The sequence below is a fragment of the Roseivivax sp. genome (genome assembly GCF_054552075.1).
The window spans coordinates 1-19,457 of the sequence record NZ_JBTOLZ010000014.1; the positions used below are offsets into that span (position 1 = coordinate 1).

Genomic DNA, 19,457 nt, shown 5'->3' on the forward strand with positions numbered 1-19,457 from the left:
AAGCCCAAGCCCAAGCCCAAGCCCAAGCCCAAGCCCAAGCCCAAGCCCAAGCCCAAGCCCAAGCCCAAGCCCAAGCCCAAGCCCAAGCCCAAGCCCAAGCCCAAGCCCAAGCCCGCAACCCGGCCCACCCACAAACTGCCCATTCTTTGGGCACAGCGCCTCAGCCATCACCCCCCGCTGCCGCTTCTCTTTTGCCAAGCGCCGCGCGCTGTGCTGGGTGGAGCCCATGTCCTCCGTGCTCACCATCGTGATCGTCGAAGCGGACCCGGATCGCGCCAAGCTCATCGTCGATGCGCTGCGCGAGGCCGGGGACTACGACATCCACATCATCGGCGAGCGCGCCGCCCTGCAGCGGCAGATCCAGCTGCACAGCCCCGACGTGGTGCTGGTCGACGAGGCCGACCCCTCGCGCGACACGCTCGAGGAGCTGGCCCTGGCCTCGGGGCCGCTCGACCGGCCGGTGGCGCTGTTCGTCGACCGGACCGATCAGGCGCTCTCGACCGCGGCGATCGAGGCGGGGCTCTCGGCCTATGTGGTCGACGGGCTCACGCGGGCGCGGGTCAAACCGGTGCTCGACGCGGCCATCGCGCGCTTCCAGATGGTCAAGCGCATGCGCACCGAGCTGGCCGAGACCAAGAAGGCGCTCGAGGAGCGCAAGGTCATCGACCGCGCCAAGGGGCTGGTCATGCGCGCCCGCGGCATCGACGAGGAAGAGGCCTATGCCCTCCTGCGCCGCACCGCGATGGAGCAGAACCGGCGCATCGCCGATGTGGCGCAGGCGCTGGTGACCTCGGCGAGGCTCCTGGGATGAGGACAACGCCGATTTCGCTGGGCTATGTGCCGCTGGTCGACGCGGCGCCTCTGATTGTCGCCGAGGAGATGGGCTTTGCCGCCGCCGAGGGGCTGAGCCTCGACCTGGTGCAGGCGCCCTCCTGGTCGCGGCTGCGCGACGCGCTCTCGGTGGGGCAGGTCGATGCGGCGCATATGCTGGCCCCGGTGCCGGTCGCGACCGCGCTGGGGCTCGGCGGCGGGGCGACGGGTTTCGACGTGGTCTCGGTCCTCTCGGTCAACGGCACGATGGTGGGCCTCAGCGCGCCCCTGGCCGAGAAGATGCGCGCGGCGGGCCATGACTTCGACCTCATGGCGGCGGAAAGGGCCGGTCGGCTGCTGATCTCCGGGGCGCCGAAACCGCTGCGCTTCGGGGTGCCTTTTCCCTTCTCCATGCATGCCGAGCTGGTCTTCCACTGGCTCTCCGCCCTGGGTCTGCCCAGCCCGCAAAGCCTGGTGGTGCGCACCGTGCCGCCGCCCCTGATGGCCGATGCGATCCAGACCGGCGAGATCGACGCCTTCTGCGTGGGCGAGCCCTGGGCCTCGCAGGTCGCGGCCAAGGACGGGGGTGTTCTCTTGCTGGCAGGCAAGGCGATCTGGTCCTGGGCGCCCGAGAAGGTGCTGGCCACCCGCGCGGGCTGGGCCGACGGCGAGCCGGAGCTGTCCGCGCGGCTGATCCGGGCGGTCTGGCGCGCGAGCCGCTGGCTCGAGGCCGCCGATGCGCGTTCGCTGGCCGCCGAGCTGTTGGCGCGGCGGGAATACCTCGACGTCGGGGCCGAGCTGATCGAACGGGCCTTCACCGGGCAGTTCGACCTGGGCGGCGGGCTCGGCATGCGCGAGGTCCAGCCCTTCCTCAGCTTCCACGAAGGCGCCGCGCATTTCCCCTGGCGCAGCCAGGCGGCCTGGATCGGCAGCCAGCTTGCCGCGCGGACCGGGCTCGACCGCGCCAGCGCCATGCGCAGCGCCGAGCGCACCTTTCGCAGCGACATCCACCGCGCGGCGCTGGCGCAGACCAGCGCGATCCTGCCGCCGGCCTCCTCGCGGGTCGAGGGTGCCTTCGCCGGCGATTCCCAGGTCACCGGCGTCCACGGGGTGCTGACATCGCCCGGAAACACCTTCTTCGACGGTGCCAGGTTCGATCCGGCGTCCTTTTGATGCTGCATTTTTCGGCAGGTGCCGGAATTTTTGCTGCAATGCAGAACATCCGCGCGCTCAAGGGCTCGCGAGGCTTGCCGGGCTGACCCCGGGCACCGCATGGTGGACCCACGAAGGCGCAACGGGGCGCTTTCCGACCTGAATTTCCCGAACGTCCGGGTTGTCTGAGCAAAGCCGCTCGACCCTCTGTTTCCTTTTCCGAAGGGGCAGGGCGCGTCAGCGGCTTTTTTCGCGTTTCCGGCCATCTCCTCCGGCCTCACCAACAGGATGCGACATGAAGAATATCCTCCTTGGCCTCGCGGCCACCACTGCGCTCACCAGCCCGGCCCTGGCCGAGATGCTGCCTCTCGAGAAAGACGAGCTGACCTTCGGCTTCATCAAGCTCACCGACATGGCGCCGCTCGCGGTGGCCTACGAGCAGGGCTATTTCCTCGACGAAGGGCTTTTCGTGACGCTCGAGGCGCAGGCCAACTGGAAGGTGCTGCTGGACGGCGTCATCGACGGCACGCTCGACGGGGCGCATATGCTCGCCGGCCAGCCCCTGGCGGCGACCATCGGCTACGGCACCGAGGCGCATATCGTCACGCCTTTCTCCATGGACCTCAACGGCAACGGCATCACCGTGTCGAACGAGGTTTGGGAGATGATGAAACCCAACATCCCCGTCATGGAGGACGGACGGCCCCAGCACCCGATCTCGGCCGAGGCCCTGGCGCCGGTGGTCGAAAGCTTCCGCGACAACGGCGAAGCCTTCAACATGGGCATGGTCTTTCCGGTCTCCACCCACAATTACGAGCTGCGCTACTGGCTTGCCGCCGGCGGGCTGAACCCGGGCTTCTACGGCGAGGGCGACGCCACCGGCCAGGTCAACGCCGATGTCTTCCTCTCGGTGACCCCGCCGCCGCAGATGCCCGCGACGCTCGAGGCGGGCACGATCCACGGCTATTGCGTGGGCGAGCCCTGGAACCAGCAGGCGGTCTTCAAGGGCATCGGCGTGCCGGTCGTGACCGATTACGAGATCTGGAAGAACAACCCCGAGAAGGTCTTCGGCCTGACCGCCGAGTTCACCGAGGAGAACCCCAACACCACGCTCGCCGTCATCAAGGCGCTGATCCGCGCGGCCATGTGGCTCGACGAGAACGGCAACGCCAACCGCGAGGAGGCGGTCGAGATCCTGTCGCGGCCCGAATACGTGGGCGCGGATTACGAGGTGATCGCCAACTCGATGACCGGCACCTTCGAATACGAGAAGGGCGACGTGCGCGAGGTGCCCGACTTCAACGTCTTCTTCCGCTACAACGCGACCTATCCCTTCTATTCGGACGCGGTCTGGTATCTGACCCAGATGCGCCGCTGGGGGCAGATCTCCGAGGCCAAGCCGGACAGCTGGTACGACGAGATCGCGCGCTCGGTCTACAAGCCCGCGATCTACCTCGAGGCCGCGGAGCTCCTGGTCGACGAGGGGCTGGCCGATCCGGCGGATTTCCCCTGGGAGAGCGACGGCTACAAGGCCGCCACGCCCGCCGAGGACGTCATCGACGGCGTGCCCTACGACGGCCGGACGCCCAATGCCTACCTCGAGAGCCTCTCGATCGGGCTGAAGGGCGCGCAGGTGGTCGTCGGCAACGACATCCAGGGCTGAGCCCTCCCCACATTCACGCCGCCTTCCGGCCCCTCGCGCGTCCCTAGATGGGCACGCTTGCACCGGGCCGGGAGGCGGACCCCCGACACTTCCCGTCTCACGGAGCGTTCCATGACCGCCGTTGACCCCACCACCGTCGAAGAGAGCGACCGCGCGGCCCGCCGCGCCCGGCTCTTCACCCGCATCACCAAGGCCGACGCCTGGTTCAAGGTCCTGGGCCTGGCCTGGATCACGCCGCTTCTGCGCGCCGCCGCCGGCGACAACCCCCGCGCCCAGGGCCGCGAGGTCTGGCGCCTTCTCGGCGTGCCGCTCGTGGCGATTCTGGGCTTCCTCGCGCTCTGGGCGACGCTCGCCCCGCAGGTGCAGACCTCGCTTGGTGCCGTGCCGGGGCCCGCGGCGGTCTGGCAGGAGGCCACGGGCCTGCACGAGGACGCCGTGCGCACCGGCGAGAAGCGCGAGAAGTTCGAGGCCATGGTCGCCCAGCGCAACGAACGCCTGATCGCCGCGGGCCGCGAGGACGAGGTCAAGACCGTCGCCTTCACCGGCGCGCCCTCGTTCTACCAGCAGATCGCCACCTCGATCCGCACGGTGTTCTTCGGCTTCCTGATCGCCACCGCCGCGGCGGTGCCGCTCGGCATCCTCGCGGGGCTCTCGGCCACCGCCAATGCCGCGCTGAACCCGATCATCCAGATCTTCAAGCCGGTCTCGCCGCTGGCCTGGCTGCCGATCGTGACCATGGTCGTCTCGGCGGTCTATGTCACCGACGACGGGCTCTTCGAGAAAAGCTTCCTGGTCTCGGCAATCACCGTGACGCTCTGTTCGCTCTGGCCGACGCTGATCAACACCGCGCTTGGCGTGGCCTCGATCGACCGCGACCTGGTGAATGTCTCCAAGGTGCTGAAGATGAGCACCCGGACCAAGATCACCAAGCTGGTCCTGCCCTCCGCGCTGCCGCTGATCTTCACCGGCCTGCGGCTCAGCCTTGGCGTGGGATGGATGGTGCTGATCGCCGCCGAGATGCTGGCGCAGAACCCCGGGCTCGGAAAGTTCGTCTGGGACGAGTTCCAGAACGGCTCCTCCTCCAGCCTCGCGCGGATCATGGTCGCGGTCTTCACCATCGGCATCATCGGCTTCCTGCTCGACCGGCTGATGTTCGCGATCCAGGCCGCCTTCACCTTCTCGAACCAGCGGTAAGCGGCGCTCAAGCAGCGACGCGATCGCGCAGCAAGGAGATATCATGGGTATCCTGACTTTCGAGACCGTCACCAAGCGCTACGGCGAAGAGGAGGTGCTCTCGGGCATCGAGCTCGACGTGGCCGAGGGCGAGTTCGTGGTGATCCTGGGCTTCTCGGGCACCGGCAAGACCACCCTCATCAACCTCATGGCCGGGCTCGAGCAGCCCTCGGCGGGCCGGGTCCTCTTCAAGGGCTTGCCCGTCGCGGGGCCCGGCCCCGAACGCGGCGTGGTCTTCCAGAACTACTCGCTGATGCCCTGGCTGACCGTCACCGGCAACGTCCGGCTGGCGGTCGACACGGTCTTCCCGGGGCTCTCGGCGGCGGAAAAGGCCGAGAAGACGGCGCATTACGTCGAGATGGTGGGCCTGTCCCACGCCGCCACGCGGCGGCCGGCGGAGCTTTCGGGCGGCATGCGCCAGCGGGTCAACGTGGCCCGCGCGCTGGCGATGGACCCCGAGATGCTGCTTCTGGACGAGCCGCTCTCGGCGCTGGACGCGCTGACGCGGGCCAATCTCGCCGACGAGATCGAGGCGATCTGGCAGGCCGACCGAAAGACCTGCGTGCTGATCACCAATGACGTCGACGAGGCCATCGTGCTGGCCGACCGGATCATCGCGCTCAACCCCGACGGCACGCTGGGCGAAGAGTTCGCCGTCTCGATCCCGCGCCCGCGCGAACGGGGCGAGATGAACCACCACGAGGGCTTCAAGGCGCTGCGCGCCCGGATCACCGGCTACCTGATGGACGTGGGCATCGCCGCCCGCGCCGAGGGCAGCCGGACCCTGCCCAATGTCACGCCGATCCACGGGCTGCCGAAGGCGGTGGCCGAGGCCGGCGCCGGGGCGATCACCGACCGGTTCCTCGACTTCTCGCAGCTGCACAAGGTCTATCCGACCCCCAAGGGGCCGCTGACCGTGGTCGAGGATTTCGACCTCAAGATGAACAAGGGCGAGTTCGTCTCGCTGATCGGCCATTCGGGCTGCGGCAAGTCGACGGTGCTGACCATGGCGGCGGGGCTGAACGAGATCAGCCAGGGCGCGATCAAGCTCGACGGCCGCCACGTCGAGGGCGCGGACCCCGAACGCGCGGTGGTCTTCCAGTCGCCCTCGCTCTTTCCCTGGCTGACCGCGCGCGAGAACGTCGCCATCGGCGTCGACAAGGTCTACCCGCGCGCCAGCCGGGGCGAGCGGCAGGACGTGGTGGACTACTACCTAGAACGGGTGGGCCTCGCCGAGGCGATGGACCGCCCGGCGGCGGATCTGTCGAACGGCATGAAGCAGCGCGTGGGCATCGCGCGGGCCTTCGCGCTCAGCCCCAAGCTGCTGCTCCTCGATGAGCCCTTCGGCATGCTCGACAGCCTCACCCGCTGGGAGCTGCAGGAAGTGCTGATGGAGGTCTGGGACCGCACCAAGGTCACCGCGATCTGCGTCACCCATGACGTCGACGAGGCGATCCTGCTGGCCGACCGCGTGGTGATGATGACCAACGGCCCGCAGGCCACCATCGGCAAGATCGTCGACGTGGACCTGCCGCGCCCGCGCTCGCGCAAGGAGCTGCTCGAACACCCCGATTACTACGCCTACCGGCAGGAGGTGCTCGATTTCCTCGAGGACTACGAGCACGGCGCGACGCCGAAATCCGCCCCCAAACCCCAAGCCATGGCCGCGGAGTGACACAATGAGCCAGAAACTGATCGTCATCGGCGCGGGCATGGCCTCGGGCCGCCTGCTCGAACATCTCCTGGAGGCGCAGGGCGACTGGGAGGTCACCCTGATCAACGCCGAGCCGCGCGGCTGCTACAACCGGATCATGCTCTCGCCGGTGCTCTCGGGCGAGAAGACCTTCGAAGAGATCGTGACCCATGACGCCGATTGGTATGCCGAGCGCGGCGTGACCTGCCGCTTCGGCGAGCGGGTGACGGGCATCGACCGCGCCGCCCGGCGCGTGACCACCGACGCGGGCGCGGAGCTGGACTACGACCGGCTGGTGATCGCCACCGGCTCGCAGCCCTTCATCATCCCGCTGCCCGGCCACGACCTCGAAGGGGTCATCGCCTATCGCGATCTCGAGGACACCGAGCGCATGATGGCGCTGCGCCCCGGCCAGAAGGCCGTGGTGATCGGCGGCGGGCTCCTGGGCCTCGAGGCCGCGGCGGGCCTGCACGCGCGGGGCATCGAGACCACCGTGGTGCACCTCATGGGCCACCTGATGGAGCGCCAGCTCGACGAGGCGGCGGGCTACCTCTTGCGCAAGGAGTTGAGCGACCGCGGCATCACGATCCGCTGCGCGACCAATTCGAAGCAGATCCTGGGGCAGGACGGCCAGGTTCGGGCGCTGGAGCTCGACAGCGGCGAAGAGATCCCCTGCGACCTCCTGGTCATGGCCGTGGGCATCCGCCCGAACGTGGCGCTGGCGCAGGAGGCGGGGCTGGCCGTCGGGCGCGGCATCCATGTCGACGACCAGATGGGCACCTCGGACGGATCGATCTATGCGCTCGGGGAATGCGTCGAACACCAGGGCGCGGTCTTCGGGCTGGTGGCGCCGCTCTACGACCAGGCCAAGGTGCTGGCGGAAACGCTCTCGGGCGGGCAGGCGGGCTTCGCGCAGAAGGAGCTCTCGACCAAGCTCAAGGTCACCGGCGTCGACCTTTTCTCGGCGGGCGATTTCGCCGAGGGCGAGGGCCGCGAGGACATCGTCTTCCGCGACCCCGCGCGCGGCGTCTACAAGCGCCTGGTGATCGAGGGCGACCGGCTGATCGGCGCGGTGATGTATGGCGACACCGCCGACGGCAACTGGTTCTTCGGCCTGATCAAGGACCGCACCGACATCTCGCAGATGCGCGAGACGCTGATCTTCGGGCCCGCCTACCAGGGAGGGGCCGCCGCGGACCCTTTGGCCGCCGTTGCAGCCTTGCCGGCTGACGCAGAGATCTGCGGCTGCAACGGCGTCTGCAAGGGCCAGATCACCGCGGCCATCGGCGCGGGCGCGACCGACCTCGGCGCGCTTCGGGCGACCACCAAGGCCTCGGCCTCCTGCGGGACCTGCACGGGGCTCGTGGAACAGGTGCTGGCGGTGGAGCTGGGCGCGGAGTTCGTCGCGCCCACCGCGCAGCCCGTTTGCGCCTGCACCGATCTCACCCACGAGGATGTGCGCCGGCTGATCAAGTCGCAGGAGCTGAAAAGCCAGGAGGCGGTCTGGCAGGAGCTGGGCTGGACCACGCGGAACGGCTGCCACGTCTGCCGGCCGGCTGTGAACTACTACCTGCTCGCCGACTGGCCGCTGGAGTATCGCGACGACCCGCAGTCGCGCTTCGTCAACGAGCGCAAGCACGCCAACATCCAGAAGGACGGCACCTTCTCGGTCGTGCCGCGCATGTGGGGCGGGCTGACCACGCCCGGAGAGCTGCGCGCCATCGCCGACGCCGCCGAGAAATACGCCGTGCCGACGGTCAAGGTCACCGGCGGGCAGCGCATCGACCTTCTGGGCGTGCGGGGCGAGGATCTGCCCGCGATCTGGGCCGATCTGAACCGCGCGGGGCTGGTCTCGGGCCACGCCTATTCCAAGGGGCTGCGGACCGTGAAGACCTGCGTGGGCTCGGAACATTGCCGCTTCGGCACGCAGGATTCGACCGGCCTCGGGGTGAAGCTTGAACAGCGGCTCTGGGGCTCCTGGACGCCGCACAAGGTCAAGCTGGGGGTCTCGGGCTGTCCGAGGAACTGCGCCGAGGCGACCTGCAAGGACGTGGGCATCGTCTGCGTCGACAGCGGCTACCAGGTCGGCGTCGCGGGCGCCGCGGGCATGGACGTGAAGGAGACCGAGCGGCTGGTCGATGTGGCCACTGAAGATGAGGCCATCGACTGGACGGTGGCCTTCGTCCAGCTCTACCGCGAGCACGCCAAGTATCTCGACCGGCCTTACAAATGGGTCGCGAAGGTGGGGCTCGACTGGGTGCAGGAGACGCTGGCCGACGCGGACACCCGCGCCGCGCTGATCGCGCGCTTCGACCTGAGCCAGGAGGTCCACCAGAAGGACCCCTGGGCCGAAAGCGCCACGCCCGAGGCCGCACGGCGCTTCGCGCCGCTGGCCGATATGACGCTGGAGGCGGCGGAATGAGCGGGGTCGTTTCATCCCTTCGCGCCGCGTGCGGCCTCGGGGCGCCCGCGTCCCATGGTGCGGCGTGCGGCTTCAGCGCCCACGCCCCCCATCACGGCCCCCAGACCCTTGCGCCTGCCGCGCCCCGCGCCCCCGGCGCGCGCCAATCCCCCCGAGCTGACGGAGCAGAGACATGAGCTGGATCGACCTTGGCGCCCTCGAGGACATCCCCCTGCGCGGCGCGCGCATCGTGAAGACGCCGCTCGGCTGCCTCGCGCTGTTCCGCACCGCCGAGGCCGAGGTCTTCGCGACCTCCAACAGCTGCCCGCACAAGGGCGGGCCGCTCTCCGAAGGCATCGTGCACGACCGCAAGGTGACCTGCCCGCTGCACAACTGGGTCTTCTCGCTCGAAACCGGCGAGGCGCAGGGCGCCGACGCGGGCCGGATCGCGACCTACCCGGTGCGCGTTGCCCAGGGCCGCGTCCTGATCGAGGCGGAGGCCATCGGCCGGCGGAGCGCCGCGTGACAGGCCTCCGCTCCACCTGTCCCTACTGCGGCGTCGGCTGCGGGGTGCTCCTGTCGCGGGATGCGCAGGGCGGCCTCGCGGTCAGCGGCGACCCGGCGCATCCGGCCAACCGCGGCAGGCTCTGCTCCAAGGGCGCCGCCCTGGGTGAGACGCTGGACCTCAGCGGCCGGCTGCTGACCCCGCAGATCGGGGGCCGGGCGGCGGATTGGGACAGCGCCATGGGCCTTGTCGCCGAGAAGTTCCGCGCCGCCATCGCCGAGCACGGGCCCGACAGCGTGGCCTTCTACGTCTCGGGCCAGATGCTGACCGAGGATTACTACGTCGCCAACAAGCTCATGAAGGGCTTCATCGGCTCGGCCAATATCGACACCAATTCGCGGCTCTGCATGGCCTCGACCGTGGCGGGCCACCGCCGCGCCTTCGGGACCGACACGGTGCCCGGCACCTACGAGGACCTGGACGAGGCGGACCTGGTGGTGCTGGTCGGCTCGAACCTCGCCTGGTGCCACCCGGTGCTCCACCGGCGGGTGCTGGAGGCCAAGGCCGCGCGGGGCACGAAGATCGTGGTGGTCGACCCGCGCCGCACGGCCTCTTGCGACAAGGCGGACCTGCATCTGCCGCTCAAGATCGGCTCGGACGTGGCGCTCTTCAACCTGCTCCTGGCGGAGATCGCCGCACGGGGCGCGCTGGATGCCGACTACCTGGACCGGGTCGCGGGCCTGCCCGAGGCCCTGGCCGCCGCCCGCGAGGCCAGCGCCGATCCGACCGGGCTCGACCCGGCGCTGCTGGCGCGCTTCTGCGAGATGTGGATCGGCCAGAAGAAGGTGGTCACCGTCTTCAGCCAGGGGGTGAACCAATCCTCTTCGGGGTCCGACAAGGTCAACGCGATCCTGAACTGCCATCTCGCCACGGGACGGATCGGGCAGCCCGGTATGGGGCCCTTCTCGGTCACCGGCCAGCCCAACGCCATGGGCGGGCGCGAGGTCGGCGGGCTGGCCAATATGCTCGCCTGCCACATGGCGCTCGAGAACCCCGCCCATCGCGCCGCCGTGCGGCAGTTCTGGGACGCGCCCGCCATGCCCGAGGCGCCGGGGCTGAAGGCGGTGGAGATGTTCGACGCCGTTGCCGACGGCCGGATCAAGGCGCTCTGGGTGATGCATTCCAACCCCGCCGTGACACTGCCCGAGGCCGATGCCGTGCGCGAGGCGATCCGCGCCTCGAGCTTCGCCGTGGTCTCGGACATCACCGCCGAGACCGACACCGCGCGGCTTGCGAGCGTGCTCCTGCCCGCCGCCGCCTGGTCGGAGAAATCCGGCACGGTGACCAATTCCGACCGCATGATCTCGCGCCAGCGGGCGGTGCGTGACGCCCCCGGATTGGCGCGGCCCGACTGGCAGCAGATGGCCGAGCTGGGCCGCCGCCTCGGTTGGAAAGACGCCTTCGACTACGCCGGCCCGGCCGAGATCTTCCGCGAACACGCCGCCCTTTCGGGGATCGCGGGCGGCTTCGGGCTCGACTTCGACATCTCCGGCCTCGCCGAGATGTCGGACGCCGACTACGACGCCTTCGCTCCGCAGCGCTGGCCGATCGCGGCGCGCCGGGGCGGGCGGTTCTTCGCGGAGGGCGCCTCCTTCCACCCGGACGGCAAGATGTGGATGGTGCCGGTGCGCCACCGCCCGCCCGCCGCGCGCCGCGAGCGGCGCTTTCCCTTCCGGCTGAACACCGGGCGGATACGCGACCAGTGGCACACGATGACGCGCACCGCGCTCTCGCCCCGGCTCTCGGCTCATCTGGCCGAACCCTTCGCCGAGATCCACCCAGAGGACGCCCGCCGCCTGAGAATCGGCCCCGACAGCCTCGTCGAACTGACCAGCCCCACCGGCCGCGCGATCCTGCGCGCCCAGATCACCGATGCGGTGCGCCCGGGCGAGGTCTTCGCGCCGATGCATTGGACCGGCGAGACCGCGCCCTCGGCCCGGATCGACGCGCTGGTGGCGGCGGTCACCGATCCGCTCTCGGGCCAGCCGGAAAGCAAGGCCTCGGTCTGCGCGCTGGCGCCTTTCGCGGCGGGGTTTCACGCCTTCGCGGTCTCCGCGCGGGCGCTCACGCCCGACACCGCCTATTGGGCCCGCGCCCGGACCGAGGCGGGCTGGCGCGCGGAACTGGCGGGGCTTTCCCCGCCCGAGGATTGGGAGGCCTGGGCGCGGGCGCTTTTCGATCTGCCCGAGGCCGGGGCCCAGACGGTGATCGATCGCGACGGCGGGCGGGCGCGCATCGCCTTTCGCGACACCCGAGGCCGGCTCATCGCCGCCGTCTTCGCCGGGCCCGAGCCGATGGCGCTGCAGCGCGATCACCTGGCGCAGCTTCCGGGCGACCCGGCAGACCACGCGCTCACGGGCCGCGCGCCGGCGGATCTGCCGGACCCCGGGCCGACGCTCTGCTCCTGCTTCAGCCTTGGCGTGAACACCATCCTGACCGCGATCGAGACCGACGGCTTGGCCAGCGTGACCGAGGTCGGCGCGGCGCTCGGCGCGGGCACCAACTGCGGCTCCTGCCAGCCAGAGATCGCGGCGCTTCTCTCCGCCAGCCGCCGCGCCAGCCGGGAGGCGGCGGAATGAGCCTCGCGCCCTACGTCCGCATCCTCGCGCGCGGCCCGGGCCGGTCGCGCGGGCTGACCCAGGCCGAGGCGCGGGAGGCGATGACGCTGATGCTTGGCGAGGAGGCCGACCCCGAGGCCATCGGCGCGATCCTCATGGTCCTGCGCATGAAGGGCGAGACCGCGGCGGAAATCGCCGGTTTTGCCGAGGCCGCGCGGGCTGCCATTCCACCCTGGGTCGGCCCGCGCCCCGGGCTCGACTGGCCGAGCTATGCCGCCGGGCGCAGCCGGGGGCTGCCCTGGTTCCTGCTCTCGGCGCGGCTCGTGGCGGCGGCGGGCGTCCCGGTGCTCCTGCACGGCTGGAACTCGCACCAGCGCGAGGCCGCCTCGGTCCGCGCCGCTTTGCCGGGGCTGGGCATCTCGGTCGTGCGCTCGGTGCTTGAGGCAGGGCAGGCGCTCGGGGCAGGGGGCATCGCCTATCTGCCGCTCGAGAGCCTGTCGCCGCGGCTCTTTGCGCTTCTGACCCTGCGCGACAGGCTCGGGTTGCGCTCCTGCCTGAACACGGTCGTCCGCATGCTCAATCCCGGGCGCGCCGAGGCGGCGGTGCAGGGCGTCTTCCACCCCGCCTACCGGAGGCTTCAGGCGGATGCGGCAGAGCGCATGGGGCTCGCACATCTGACCGTCCTGAAGGGCGGCGGCGGCGAGTTCGAGCATCACCCGACCAAGGACATCTCGACCTTCGGGCTGCGCGGCGGGCGGGCCTGGCAGGGCCAGAGCGGCCAGCCGCTGGAGGGCCACCAGCGGCTCGCGGATGCGCCGGGCGACCCCGCCGCGCTGGCCGCGCTATGGGAGGGGCGGCTTCGGGATCCCTTCGCCGAGGCGATCGTGCTCTCGACCGCCCAGCTGGCCCTCGACACGCTCGGGCATCACGCCCGGGCCCGCGACCTCTGGGCGGACCGGCCACGCCGCCTGCCTGAGCCACAGCTTGCAGGAGTGCCGACATGAAGAGCTTTCCGATGTTCATCCGCACCACCGGGCGGCGCGTCGTCATCGCGGGCGGCGGCGAGGAAGCGGCGCAGAAGGCGCGGCTGATGCTCAAGACCGACGCGGCGCTGGTGCTTGCCACGGATGATCTCGACCCCGAGCTGGCCGACCTCGTGGCGGGTGGCCGGGCAAGCCACCACGCGGGCCCGGTGACTGCCGCGCTTTTCGAAGGCGCGGCCATGGGCTTCATCGCCACAGGCTGCGCCGGGGCGGATGCCTGCCTGCAGGCGCTTGCCCGGGCTGCGCGCTGCCCGGTCAATGTCGTCGACCGGCCCGAGCTCTGCGACCTGACCACGCCGTCGCTGGTCGACCGCGACCCGGTGGTCGTGGCGATCGGCACCGAGGGCACGGCGCCGGTCCTCGCGCGGCAGATCAAGACCCGGGTGGAGGAAATGCTCGCGCCGAACCTCGGCGGCTTGGCCGCGCTCGCGGGCCGGATGCGCGGGGCCGTCGCGGCGCGCGTGCCCAAGACCGCCCGGCGCGCCTTCTGGCGCTGGGTCTTCGCCGAGGCCCCCCGCGCGCTCTGGGAGGCCGGGCGCGAACGCGAGGCCGCCGCGGCGCTCAAATCCGCCATCGCCGCGGGCGCCGCGCCCGAGGGCGTGAGCCCGGGCCGCATCGCGCTGGTCGGCGCGGGGCCCGGGGCGCGCGACCTCCTGACCCTGCGCGCGGTCGCCCGGCTGCAGGAGGCCGACGTGATCTTCTACGACCGGCTGGTCGAGGCCGAGGTCCTGGAACTCGCCCGCCGCGACGCCGAACGGGTCTTTGTCGGCAAGCTTGTCGGCGCCAACAGCTGGCCGCAGGACCGCATCAACCAGGTGATGCTGGCTGAGGCCCGGAAAGGCCGCCGGGTGGTGCGGCTGAAGTCCGGCGATCCCGGCATCTTCGGCCGGCTCGAGGAGGAGCTATCCGCCGCGCGCGAGGCCGGCGTGCCCTGCGAGGTGATCCCCGGCGTAACCGCGGCCAGCGGCGCGGCGGCGAGCCTCGGGGTGCCGCTGACCTGCCGGGGGGCGACGGACACGCTGGTCCTGACCACCGGCCAGCTGCAGGAGGAGGGTCGTCTGCCCGAGATCGCGGACCATGTCCGCCCGGGCGCGCGGCTCTGCATCTACATGGGCGTGCGCAATTCAGGCGCGCTGGCCCAGGTGCTGCTTTCCCGCGGTGCGCCGCCCGAGACGCCGGTGGAGTTCGTGGTGGAGGCGACCAAGCCCGGCCAGCGGGTGATCCGCACGGCGCTGGCGGATATGGCAGCCGAGATCCACGCTGCGGATGTGACGGGCTGCGCGATGATCCTGGTGGCGCTCGACAAGACGCGCCGCGCGGACTGGCGGGAGCCGGTTGGGGTGGCTGGCGGCGAAGTGCGCGAGGAGGGCGCCGAGCTGCGCGATCTGCGGCTGCGGGCCTAGAAGGAAGGGGGTCTTGGTGGCCTCGTTTGGCCAGGCAGTTTGATGCAGTCGGCTTGAAAGTGGCGGGCAGCTGAAAGCGCCCGCGTCCGAGGCATTTTCTTCCTCAGAAACGCAATGCTCTCAGCCACCATTTGCGGGCTCCGCCCTCATAAGACAGCCGCAAGAATCCGATGACAGACGCGCGCCCAGTCACGCCGCCGCGCGCCACCTCATCCGCCGAGACCACGGCAACCAACCGCGCCAACGCCGCGCATGACGCTGGGGCAGGCACACATCCGACGGTTGAATGCGCGCGGCTCAGCAGCAAAGCTGGCGCCGTAGAAGGAGGACCCCCATGAAACGCCTGTTCTTTTCGCTCATCGCGGCGGCCGTCGTCGCCCCGCCTCTCGCCGCCGAGAACCCGATCGACCGGGTGCGCCCCGACGCGCCCGAGCGCGCGGCCTATGGCAGCTACCCGGTGGGCGTCGTCACGCGCAGCTTCACCGACACCGGCCGCGCGGATGTCATCGCCGCGCAGGAGGCCGAGGGCGAGATCCCCCGCGCCGACCGGACCCTGACCACGGAAATCTGGTATCCCGCCGCCGAGGGCACCGTCCCGGGCACGACCTATGAGACCGTGTTGCGCGACGGCGAGACACCGGTGCGCCTCTCGGGCCGGGCGGCGCGCGACGCCGCGCCCGCCTCGGGGTCCTTCCCGCTGGTGCTCATCTCGCACGGCTACCCCGGCAACCGCTTTCTGATGAGCCACCTGGGCGAGAACCTGTCGTCCAAGGGCTACGTGGTGGTCTCCACCGACCACCCTGACAGCACCTATGACGACATGGCGCTCTTCGCCTCGACCCTGGTCAACCGGCCGCTGGACCAGGCCTTCCTCTTCGACGCGCTGGCCGAGATGGAGGGCGAGATCGGCGCGATCATCGACGCCGACAATGCCGGGCTCGTCGGCTACTCGATGGGCGGATACGGTGCGCTGATCTTCGGTGGCGCCGGGCTGTCACAGACCGCCGTGACCCGCGAGGAACCCGGGGCCTTCGTGGCGCCGCGCGACCTCCTCGACCAGCACGCCGCCGGGAGCGAGAGCCACGCCGCGCTGATCGATCCGCGCGTCAAGGCGGTGATCGCCATCGGCCCCTGGGGGCGAAACCGCGATTTCTGGGACGCCGAGGGGCTCGCGGGCTTCGAGAAGCCGCTCCTGCTGGTCGCGGGCGATCAGGACGACGTCTCGGGCTACGATCACATCCGCAACATCTTCGAGGAGACCAGCGGCACCGACCGCTACCTCTTGAGCTTCGAGGGCGCGAACCACAATGCCGCCGCGCCGATGCCCGCGCCCGACAACGCCTGGGAGGTCTCCGAGACGCTCGGCTGGGCGCCCTTCGAGCACTACGCCGACGCGGTCTGGGACACGACGCGCATGAACAACGTGCTGCAGCACTTCGCGACCGCCTGGTTCGATCAGCACCTCAAGAGCGCGGACGACGCGGGGCGGTTCTTCGACCTGGTCGAAAATTCGGAAGAGGGTGTGTGGTCGATGGGTGATGATGGCGCGCCTGACGCGGACCATAGCTACTGGGCGGGATTCCCGGAGCGGACGGCCAAGGGCTTGAGGATGGAGGTCCTGCAGGCCGAGTGAGGGGAGTTTGTAGGGCTGTTGTGTGGCCTAGGGGCGGGCGATCTGTAGAGGTCGCCCGTTTTGTGGTGCGGGATCGGTGTTGAAGGTCATGCGCTTTCATTTTTGGCGCCGCAACTCTCTTTTGCACCGGAGAGGGACCCGCGCCGCTGTCCGCAGTAAGAGTTTTTGCAGCAGCGGTAGGGCACCGCATAGCGGGGGCAAACACCTCACCCGAGGCCCAAACCAACCGCCAGCCCCCTAGCTCAGCACGCCAGCCTCAGAGCAGCGCCCCCGCATACCGCTCTGCCGCGACCGAGCCGCAGAGCGAGGCCCATTCGCATCCCGTGCAGGCCGACTTCACGCGCTTGGCCGCAAAAGCGTCGCGCAACGCGTCCAGCGCCGCCGCATCCAGGACCAGCCGCGCGCCCGGCTTGACGGTCCGCCCCAGGATCGCGCCCACCTCCTCAGAGGCGGCATGGTCCCGTGTGCGCACGCTGTCGCGGTGGCAATGCGCCTCCTCTCCACCGAGCAGGGGCGAGCAGATATCGTCGGGGCCGTGGACGATCTCGATCTCCTCGCCCGCGCCGATCCGGGCGATGACCTCGGCCATATTCGCGGTGAAGGCAGGGGAATATCCCCTGCCGACATGGGTGAGAACGCACAACAAATGGTGCGGACGCAGCCGGACCGTCATCCGCCGGACCGCGCCATCCGGCCTGCGATGAGCTTCAGCACCATCGCGCCGAGCGCGGATTTCAGGACGGCGCCCAGCAGGAAGGGAACGACGCCGGCCATGATGGCCTGTTCGACCCCGATGAGGAGTGCCAGCCAGGCCGCGCCGAAACCCAGGCAGACGAGGTTGCTGATGAGCATGCCGAGGAAGGCCAGCCCGACGCGTTCGCCGCTCCAGCCGCGTTCGGCCAGCCAGCCCACGATCATGCCGGCGATGGGGAAAGCAAAAAGATAGCCGCCGGTGGGCCCGACGAAATGCTGTGCGCCCGCGGCCCCGCCCGCGAGGACCGGCAGGCCCAAGGCGCCCTCGATCAGCCAGGCGGTGATCGTGATGCCGCCGAGCCGCCATCCGTAGAGCGCGCCGATCAGCGCGACCGCGAAGGTCTGCATGGTCACCGGCACCGGGACCATGGGCACTTCGATGTAAGACGAGAGCGCGAGGAACATCGTGCCGAGGATCACCGCGCCGATCTGCCAGGGGAGCGAGCGGTTGTGCAGGTCGAGAGGCGCGCGGGGGGTGTCTGTGGACAGGGCGGGTGACGGGCTCATAGAGGCGTCCTTTCCAAATAATAGATAGAAACTTGGTTTGATACTTAATGATTGCCGCGCGCATGCGCGGAAGGCAAGGCCACCCGGCCAAGGCGCGGCCCTGCGATCAAGATTTGACCTGGAAATGATTACCGTGCCGGGGCGCGCAGCGCCTGCGGACGCGCCTGCGCCTCGGTCTTTCCGACGTGCTGCGCGAGAAGCGCTGCGGCCCGGTCGATGTTCCCGGCGCGCAGCGCCACGAGGATCGCGCGGTGGTCGCGGTCGGTGGGGGTTTCCCAGTCCGCGCTCCAGCGCGCGAAGAGGATGCGCGCGCTCGCAAGGTGCAGATCGTCGATCGTCCGCAACAGGCGCGGCATGCCGCAGGGCGTCAGGATCGCCCGATGAAACCTGCGGTTCTCGGCCTCCCAGCCGTAGACATCGCCGGCGCAATCGCCTGCACCCGTTGCCTCTTCCGCCTCGTCGAGGATGGCCGGCGTCAGATGCGGCGCGGCATTGCGCAGCGCCAGAACCTCGAGAGAGGCGCGCATCTGGGCGACCTCCCGGATCTCCTCGGCGCCGAAGGCCGCCACCCGCACGCCCCGGCGCGGTTCGCTCTCGACCAGCCCCTGGGCTTCGAGCCGCCGGAAGGCTTCCCTGACCGGCACATGGCTGGTGCTGAACTCCAGGGCGATGTGATCCTGCCGCAGCCGCGCTCCCGCGGCGAGCCGCCCGGAAACGATGCGCTGCGCCAGCTCGCGGGTGATGCGCGCCGCGTGGGATTCAGATTTGGTGTCCGCCATGGATTATAGATAATCGAGGGCGGGGCGGAGGTCTAGGTGGGGAATCGCGGCGCGTGGGTTGCGGCGCGCGTGGACGCGGCAACATGGTTTGCGATCACCGGCGCAACGCATGCGCACTATTTTCGCAGAACGCACCCGTAACGGTGGGAGACAATCTCCACCCGCGAGCGGTTTCAGTAGCTAAGGGAAGTTTTGGCTCCGGCGGTAGGGATCGAACCTACGACCAATTGATTAACAGTCAACTGCTCTACCGCTGAGCTACGCCGGAACACTGGGAGGGCGTATAACAACGCCGATTCAGGGCGTCCAGAGGGTCCGGCAAATTTTTTGCCGGAAATTTCACCGCGGCTCGAAGATCGCCTCGGCGCCCAGGGGGCCGCGCGGGTGGGCTTGGGATTTCTCATGCATGTCAATGAGATGCGCGAGGACATTGCGGGCGGCGGCGGGCAGGAGGGCCTCGGGCACATCGGTGTAGATGCGACCCGCGAGCTGGCGGGCGCTGCCGGGGGCCTCTTCCAGGGCGGCGCGGATCTGGGCGTGGCGGGCGCGGCGGTGGGCAGAGAGCTCCTCCAGCCGGGCGCGCGGCGCGGTCACGGGCGCGCCGTGGCCCGAATGCAGGACCGCCCAGTCGCGCGCGGCGAGCCGGTCGAGCGAGGTGAGGAAGGCCGTGAGGTCTCCGTCCGGCGGGGAGACAAGCGAGGTGGCCCAGCTCATCACCAGATCGCCGACGAAGAGCGTGTCGCCAAGCGCGAAGGAGAGGTGGTTGCCGGTGTGGCCGGGGGTGTGCAGCACCTCGAGCGGCTGGGGCAGGTCGCCCGCGGTGATCTTCTCGCCGTCAGACAGCAGGCGGTCGGGCATAAACCCGAGGTCCTGGCCCTCGCCGCCGCCGATCGCACCCTCGGCGGCGAGGCGCTGCATGACCGCGCTGCGGCCGGCCTCGGCGGTGCCGAAGGCCAGGACCTCTGCGCCGGTCTCGCGCTTGAGCGCAGGCACCCCGGCGGAATGATCGAGATGCGCATGGGTCACCAGGATCCGCGTGATCCGGCCGCCCGCGGGCACCGCCGCCAGGATCGCCTGCAGATGCGCGGGGTCTTCGGGGCCGGGGTCGATCACCGCGATCTCGCGCTCGCCCAGGAGGTAGGTATTGGTGCCCCGGAAGGTCATCGGCGAGGCATTCGGCGCGAGGATCCGCGCCACCCCGCGGCCAAGCACCTCGGGCACGCCCGGGCGGGGCGCGAAATCTGGGTCGGGATCGGTCAGGGGA

15 protein-coding genes and 1 tRNA gene are annotated in these 19,457 nt (G+C 70.1%); 11 read left to right on the forward strand and 5 right to left on the reverse strand.

Going from position 1 to position 19,457, the window contains the following annotated elements; genetic code table 11:
• The first annotated feature begins 226 nt into the window (after positions 1–226).
• The 11 genes from ACX938_RS11645 to ACX938_RS11695 all read left to right on the forward strand — a co-directional run bounded on the left by ACX938_RS11645 (position 227) and on the right by ACX938_RS11695 (position 16,154).
• A complete protein-coding gene (locus ACX938_RS11645; protein ID WP_232752880.1) occupies positions 227–811 on the forward strand; it encodes an ANTAR domain-containing response regulator in 585 nt (194 codons plus the stop codon).
• Positions 808–1,983 carry a CmpA/NrtA family ABC transporter substrate-binding protein gene (locus ACX938_RS11650; RefSeq protein WP_459431177.1) on the forward strand — a complete coding sequence of 392 codons (1,176 nt, stop codon included), beginning with the start codon at positions 808–810 and terminating at the stop codon, positions 1,981–1,983. The genes ACX938_RS11645 and ACX938_RS11650 overlap by 4 nt, the downstream gene beginning before the upstream one ends.
• 274 nt (positions 1,984–2,257) lie before the next feature.
• The gene (locus ACX938_RS11655; RefSeq protein ID WP_459431178.1) at positions 2,258–3,625 is read left to right on the forward strand and encodes a CmpA/NrtA family ABC transporter substrate-binding protein; all 1,368 of its coding nucleotides are present in this window, start codon (positions 2,258–2,260) and stop codon (positions 3,623–3,625) included.
• A 111-nt stretch (positions 3,626–3,736) separates the two neighbouring features.
• Positions 3,737–4,819, forward strand: a complete 1,083-nt coding sequence (locus ACX938_RS11660; RefSeq protein WP_459431179.1) for an ABC transporter permease — start codon at positions 3,737–3,739, stop codon at positions 4,817–4,819.
• A gap of 43 nt (positions 4,820–4,862) precedes the next feature.
• The gene (locus ACX938_RS11665) at positions 4,863–6,533 is read left to right on the forward strand and encodes an ABC transporter ATP-binding protein (protein WP_459431180.1); all 1,671 of its coding nucleotides are present in this window, start codon (positions 4,863–4,865) and stop codon (positions 6,531–6,533) included.
• 4 nt (positions 6,534–6,537) lie between these two features.
• Entirely contained in the window at positions 6,538–8,973 is a 2,436-nt protein-coding gene (gene nirB, locus ACX938_RS11670; protein WP_459431181.1) for a nitrite reductase large subunit NirB, read from the forward strand.
• Positions 8,974–9,145: 172 nt separating this feature from the next.
• Positions 9,146–9,478, forward strand: a complete 333-nt coding sequence (gene nirD / locus ACX938_RS11675; RefSeq protein ID WP_232752885.1) for a nitrite reductase small subunit NirD — start codon at positions 9,146–9,148, stop codon at positions 9,476–9,478.
• Positions 9,475–12,096 (forward strand): molybdopterin-dependent oxidoreductase, encoded by a 2,622-nt coding sequence (locus ACX938_RS11680; protein WP_459431182.1) that lies wholly within the window; start codon positions 9,475–9,477, stop codon positions 12,094–12,096. Before nirD ends, ACX938_RS11680 begins: the two co-directional genes overlap by 4 nt.
• A complete protein-coding gene (locus tag ACX938_RS11685; protein ID WP_459431183.1) occupies positions 12,093–13,079 on the forward strand; it encodes a glycosyl transferase family protein in 987 nt (328 codons plus the stop codon). The genes ACX938_RS11680 and ACX938_RS11685 overlap by 4 nt, the downstream gene beginning before the upstream one ends.
• A complete protein-coding gene (cysG, locus tag ACX938_RS11690) occupies positions 13,076–14,521 on the forward strand; it encodes a siroheme synthase CysG (RefSeq protein WP_459431184.1) in 1,446 nt (481 codons plus the stop codon). Before ACX938_RS11685 ends, cysG begins: the two co-directional genes overlap by 4 nt.
• 334 nt (positions 14,522–14,855) lie before the next feature.
• Entirely contained in the window at positions 14,856–16,154 is a 1,299-nt protein-coding gene (locus ACX938_RS11695) for an alpha/beta hydrolase family protein (RefSeq protein WP_459431185.1), read from the forward strand.
• Between the two features lie 256 nt (positions 16,155–16,410).
• Here ACX938_RS11695 and ACX938_RS11700 read toward each other — a convergent pair whose 3' ends face one another.
• From ACX938_RS11700 to ACX938_RS11720, 5 genes are all read right to left on the reverse strand, one after another.
• Positions 16,411–16,827, reverse strand: a complete 417-nt coding sequence (locus ACX938_RS11700; protein ID WP_459431186.1) for a DUF1284 domain-containing protein — start codon at positions 16,825–16,827, stop codon at positions 16,411–16,413.
• A complete protein-coding gene (locus ACX938_RS11705) occupies positions 16,824–17,414 on the reverse strand; it encodes a biotin transporter BioY (protein WP_459431187.1) in 591 nt (196 codons plus the stop codon). The genes ACX938_RS11700 and ACX938_RS11705 overlap by 4 nt, the downstream gene beginning before the upstream one ends.
• A gap of 128 nt (positions 17,415–17,542) precedes the next feature.
• Positions 17,543–18,193, reverse strand: coding sequence for a GntR family transcriptional regulator (locus ACX938_RS11710; RefSeq protein ID WP_459431188.1), 651 nt, complete (start codon positions 18,191–18,193; stop codon positions 17,543–17,545).
• A gap of 193 nt (positions 18,194–18,386) precedes the next feature.
• Positions 18,387–18,461 (reverse strand) — tRNA-Asn (locus ACX938_RS11715).
• 71 nt (positions 18,462–18,532) lie between these two features.
• Positions 18,533–19,453, reverse strand: coding sequence for an MBL fold metallo-hydrolase (locus ACX938_RS11720; protein ID WP_459431256.1), 921 nt, complete (start codon positions 19,451–19,453; stop codon positions 18,533–18,535).
• Positions 19,454–19,457: the final 4 nt, after the last annotated feature.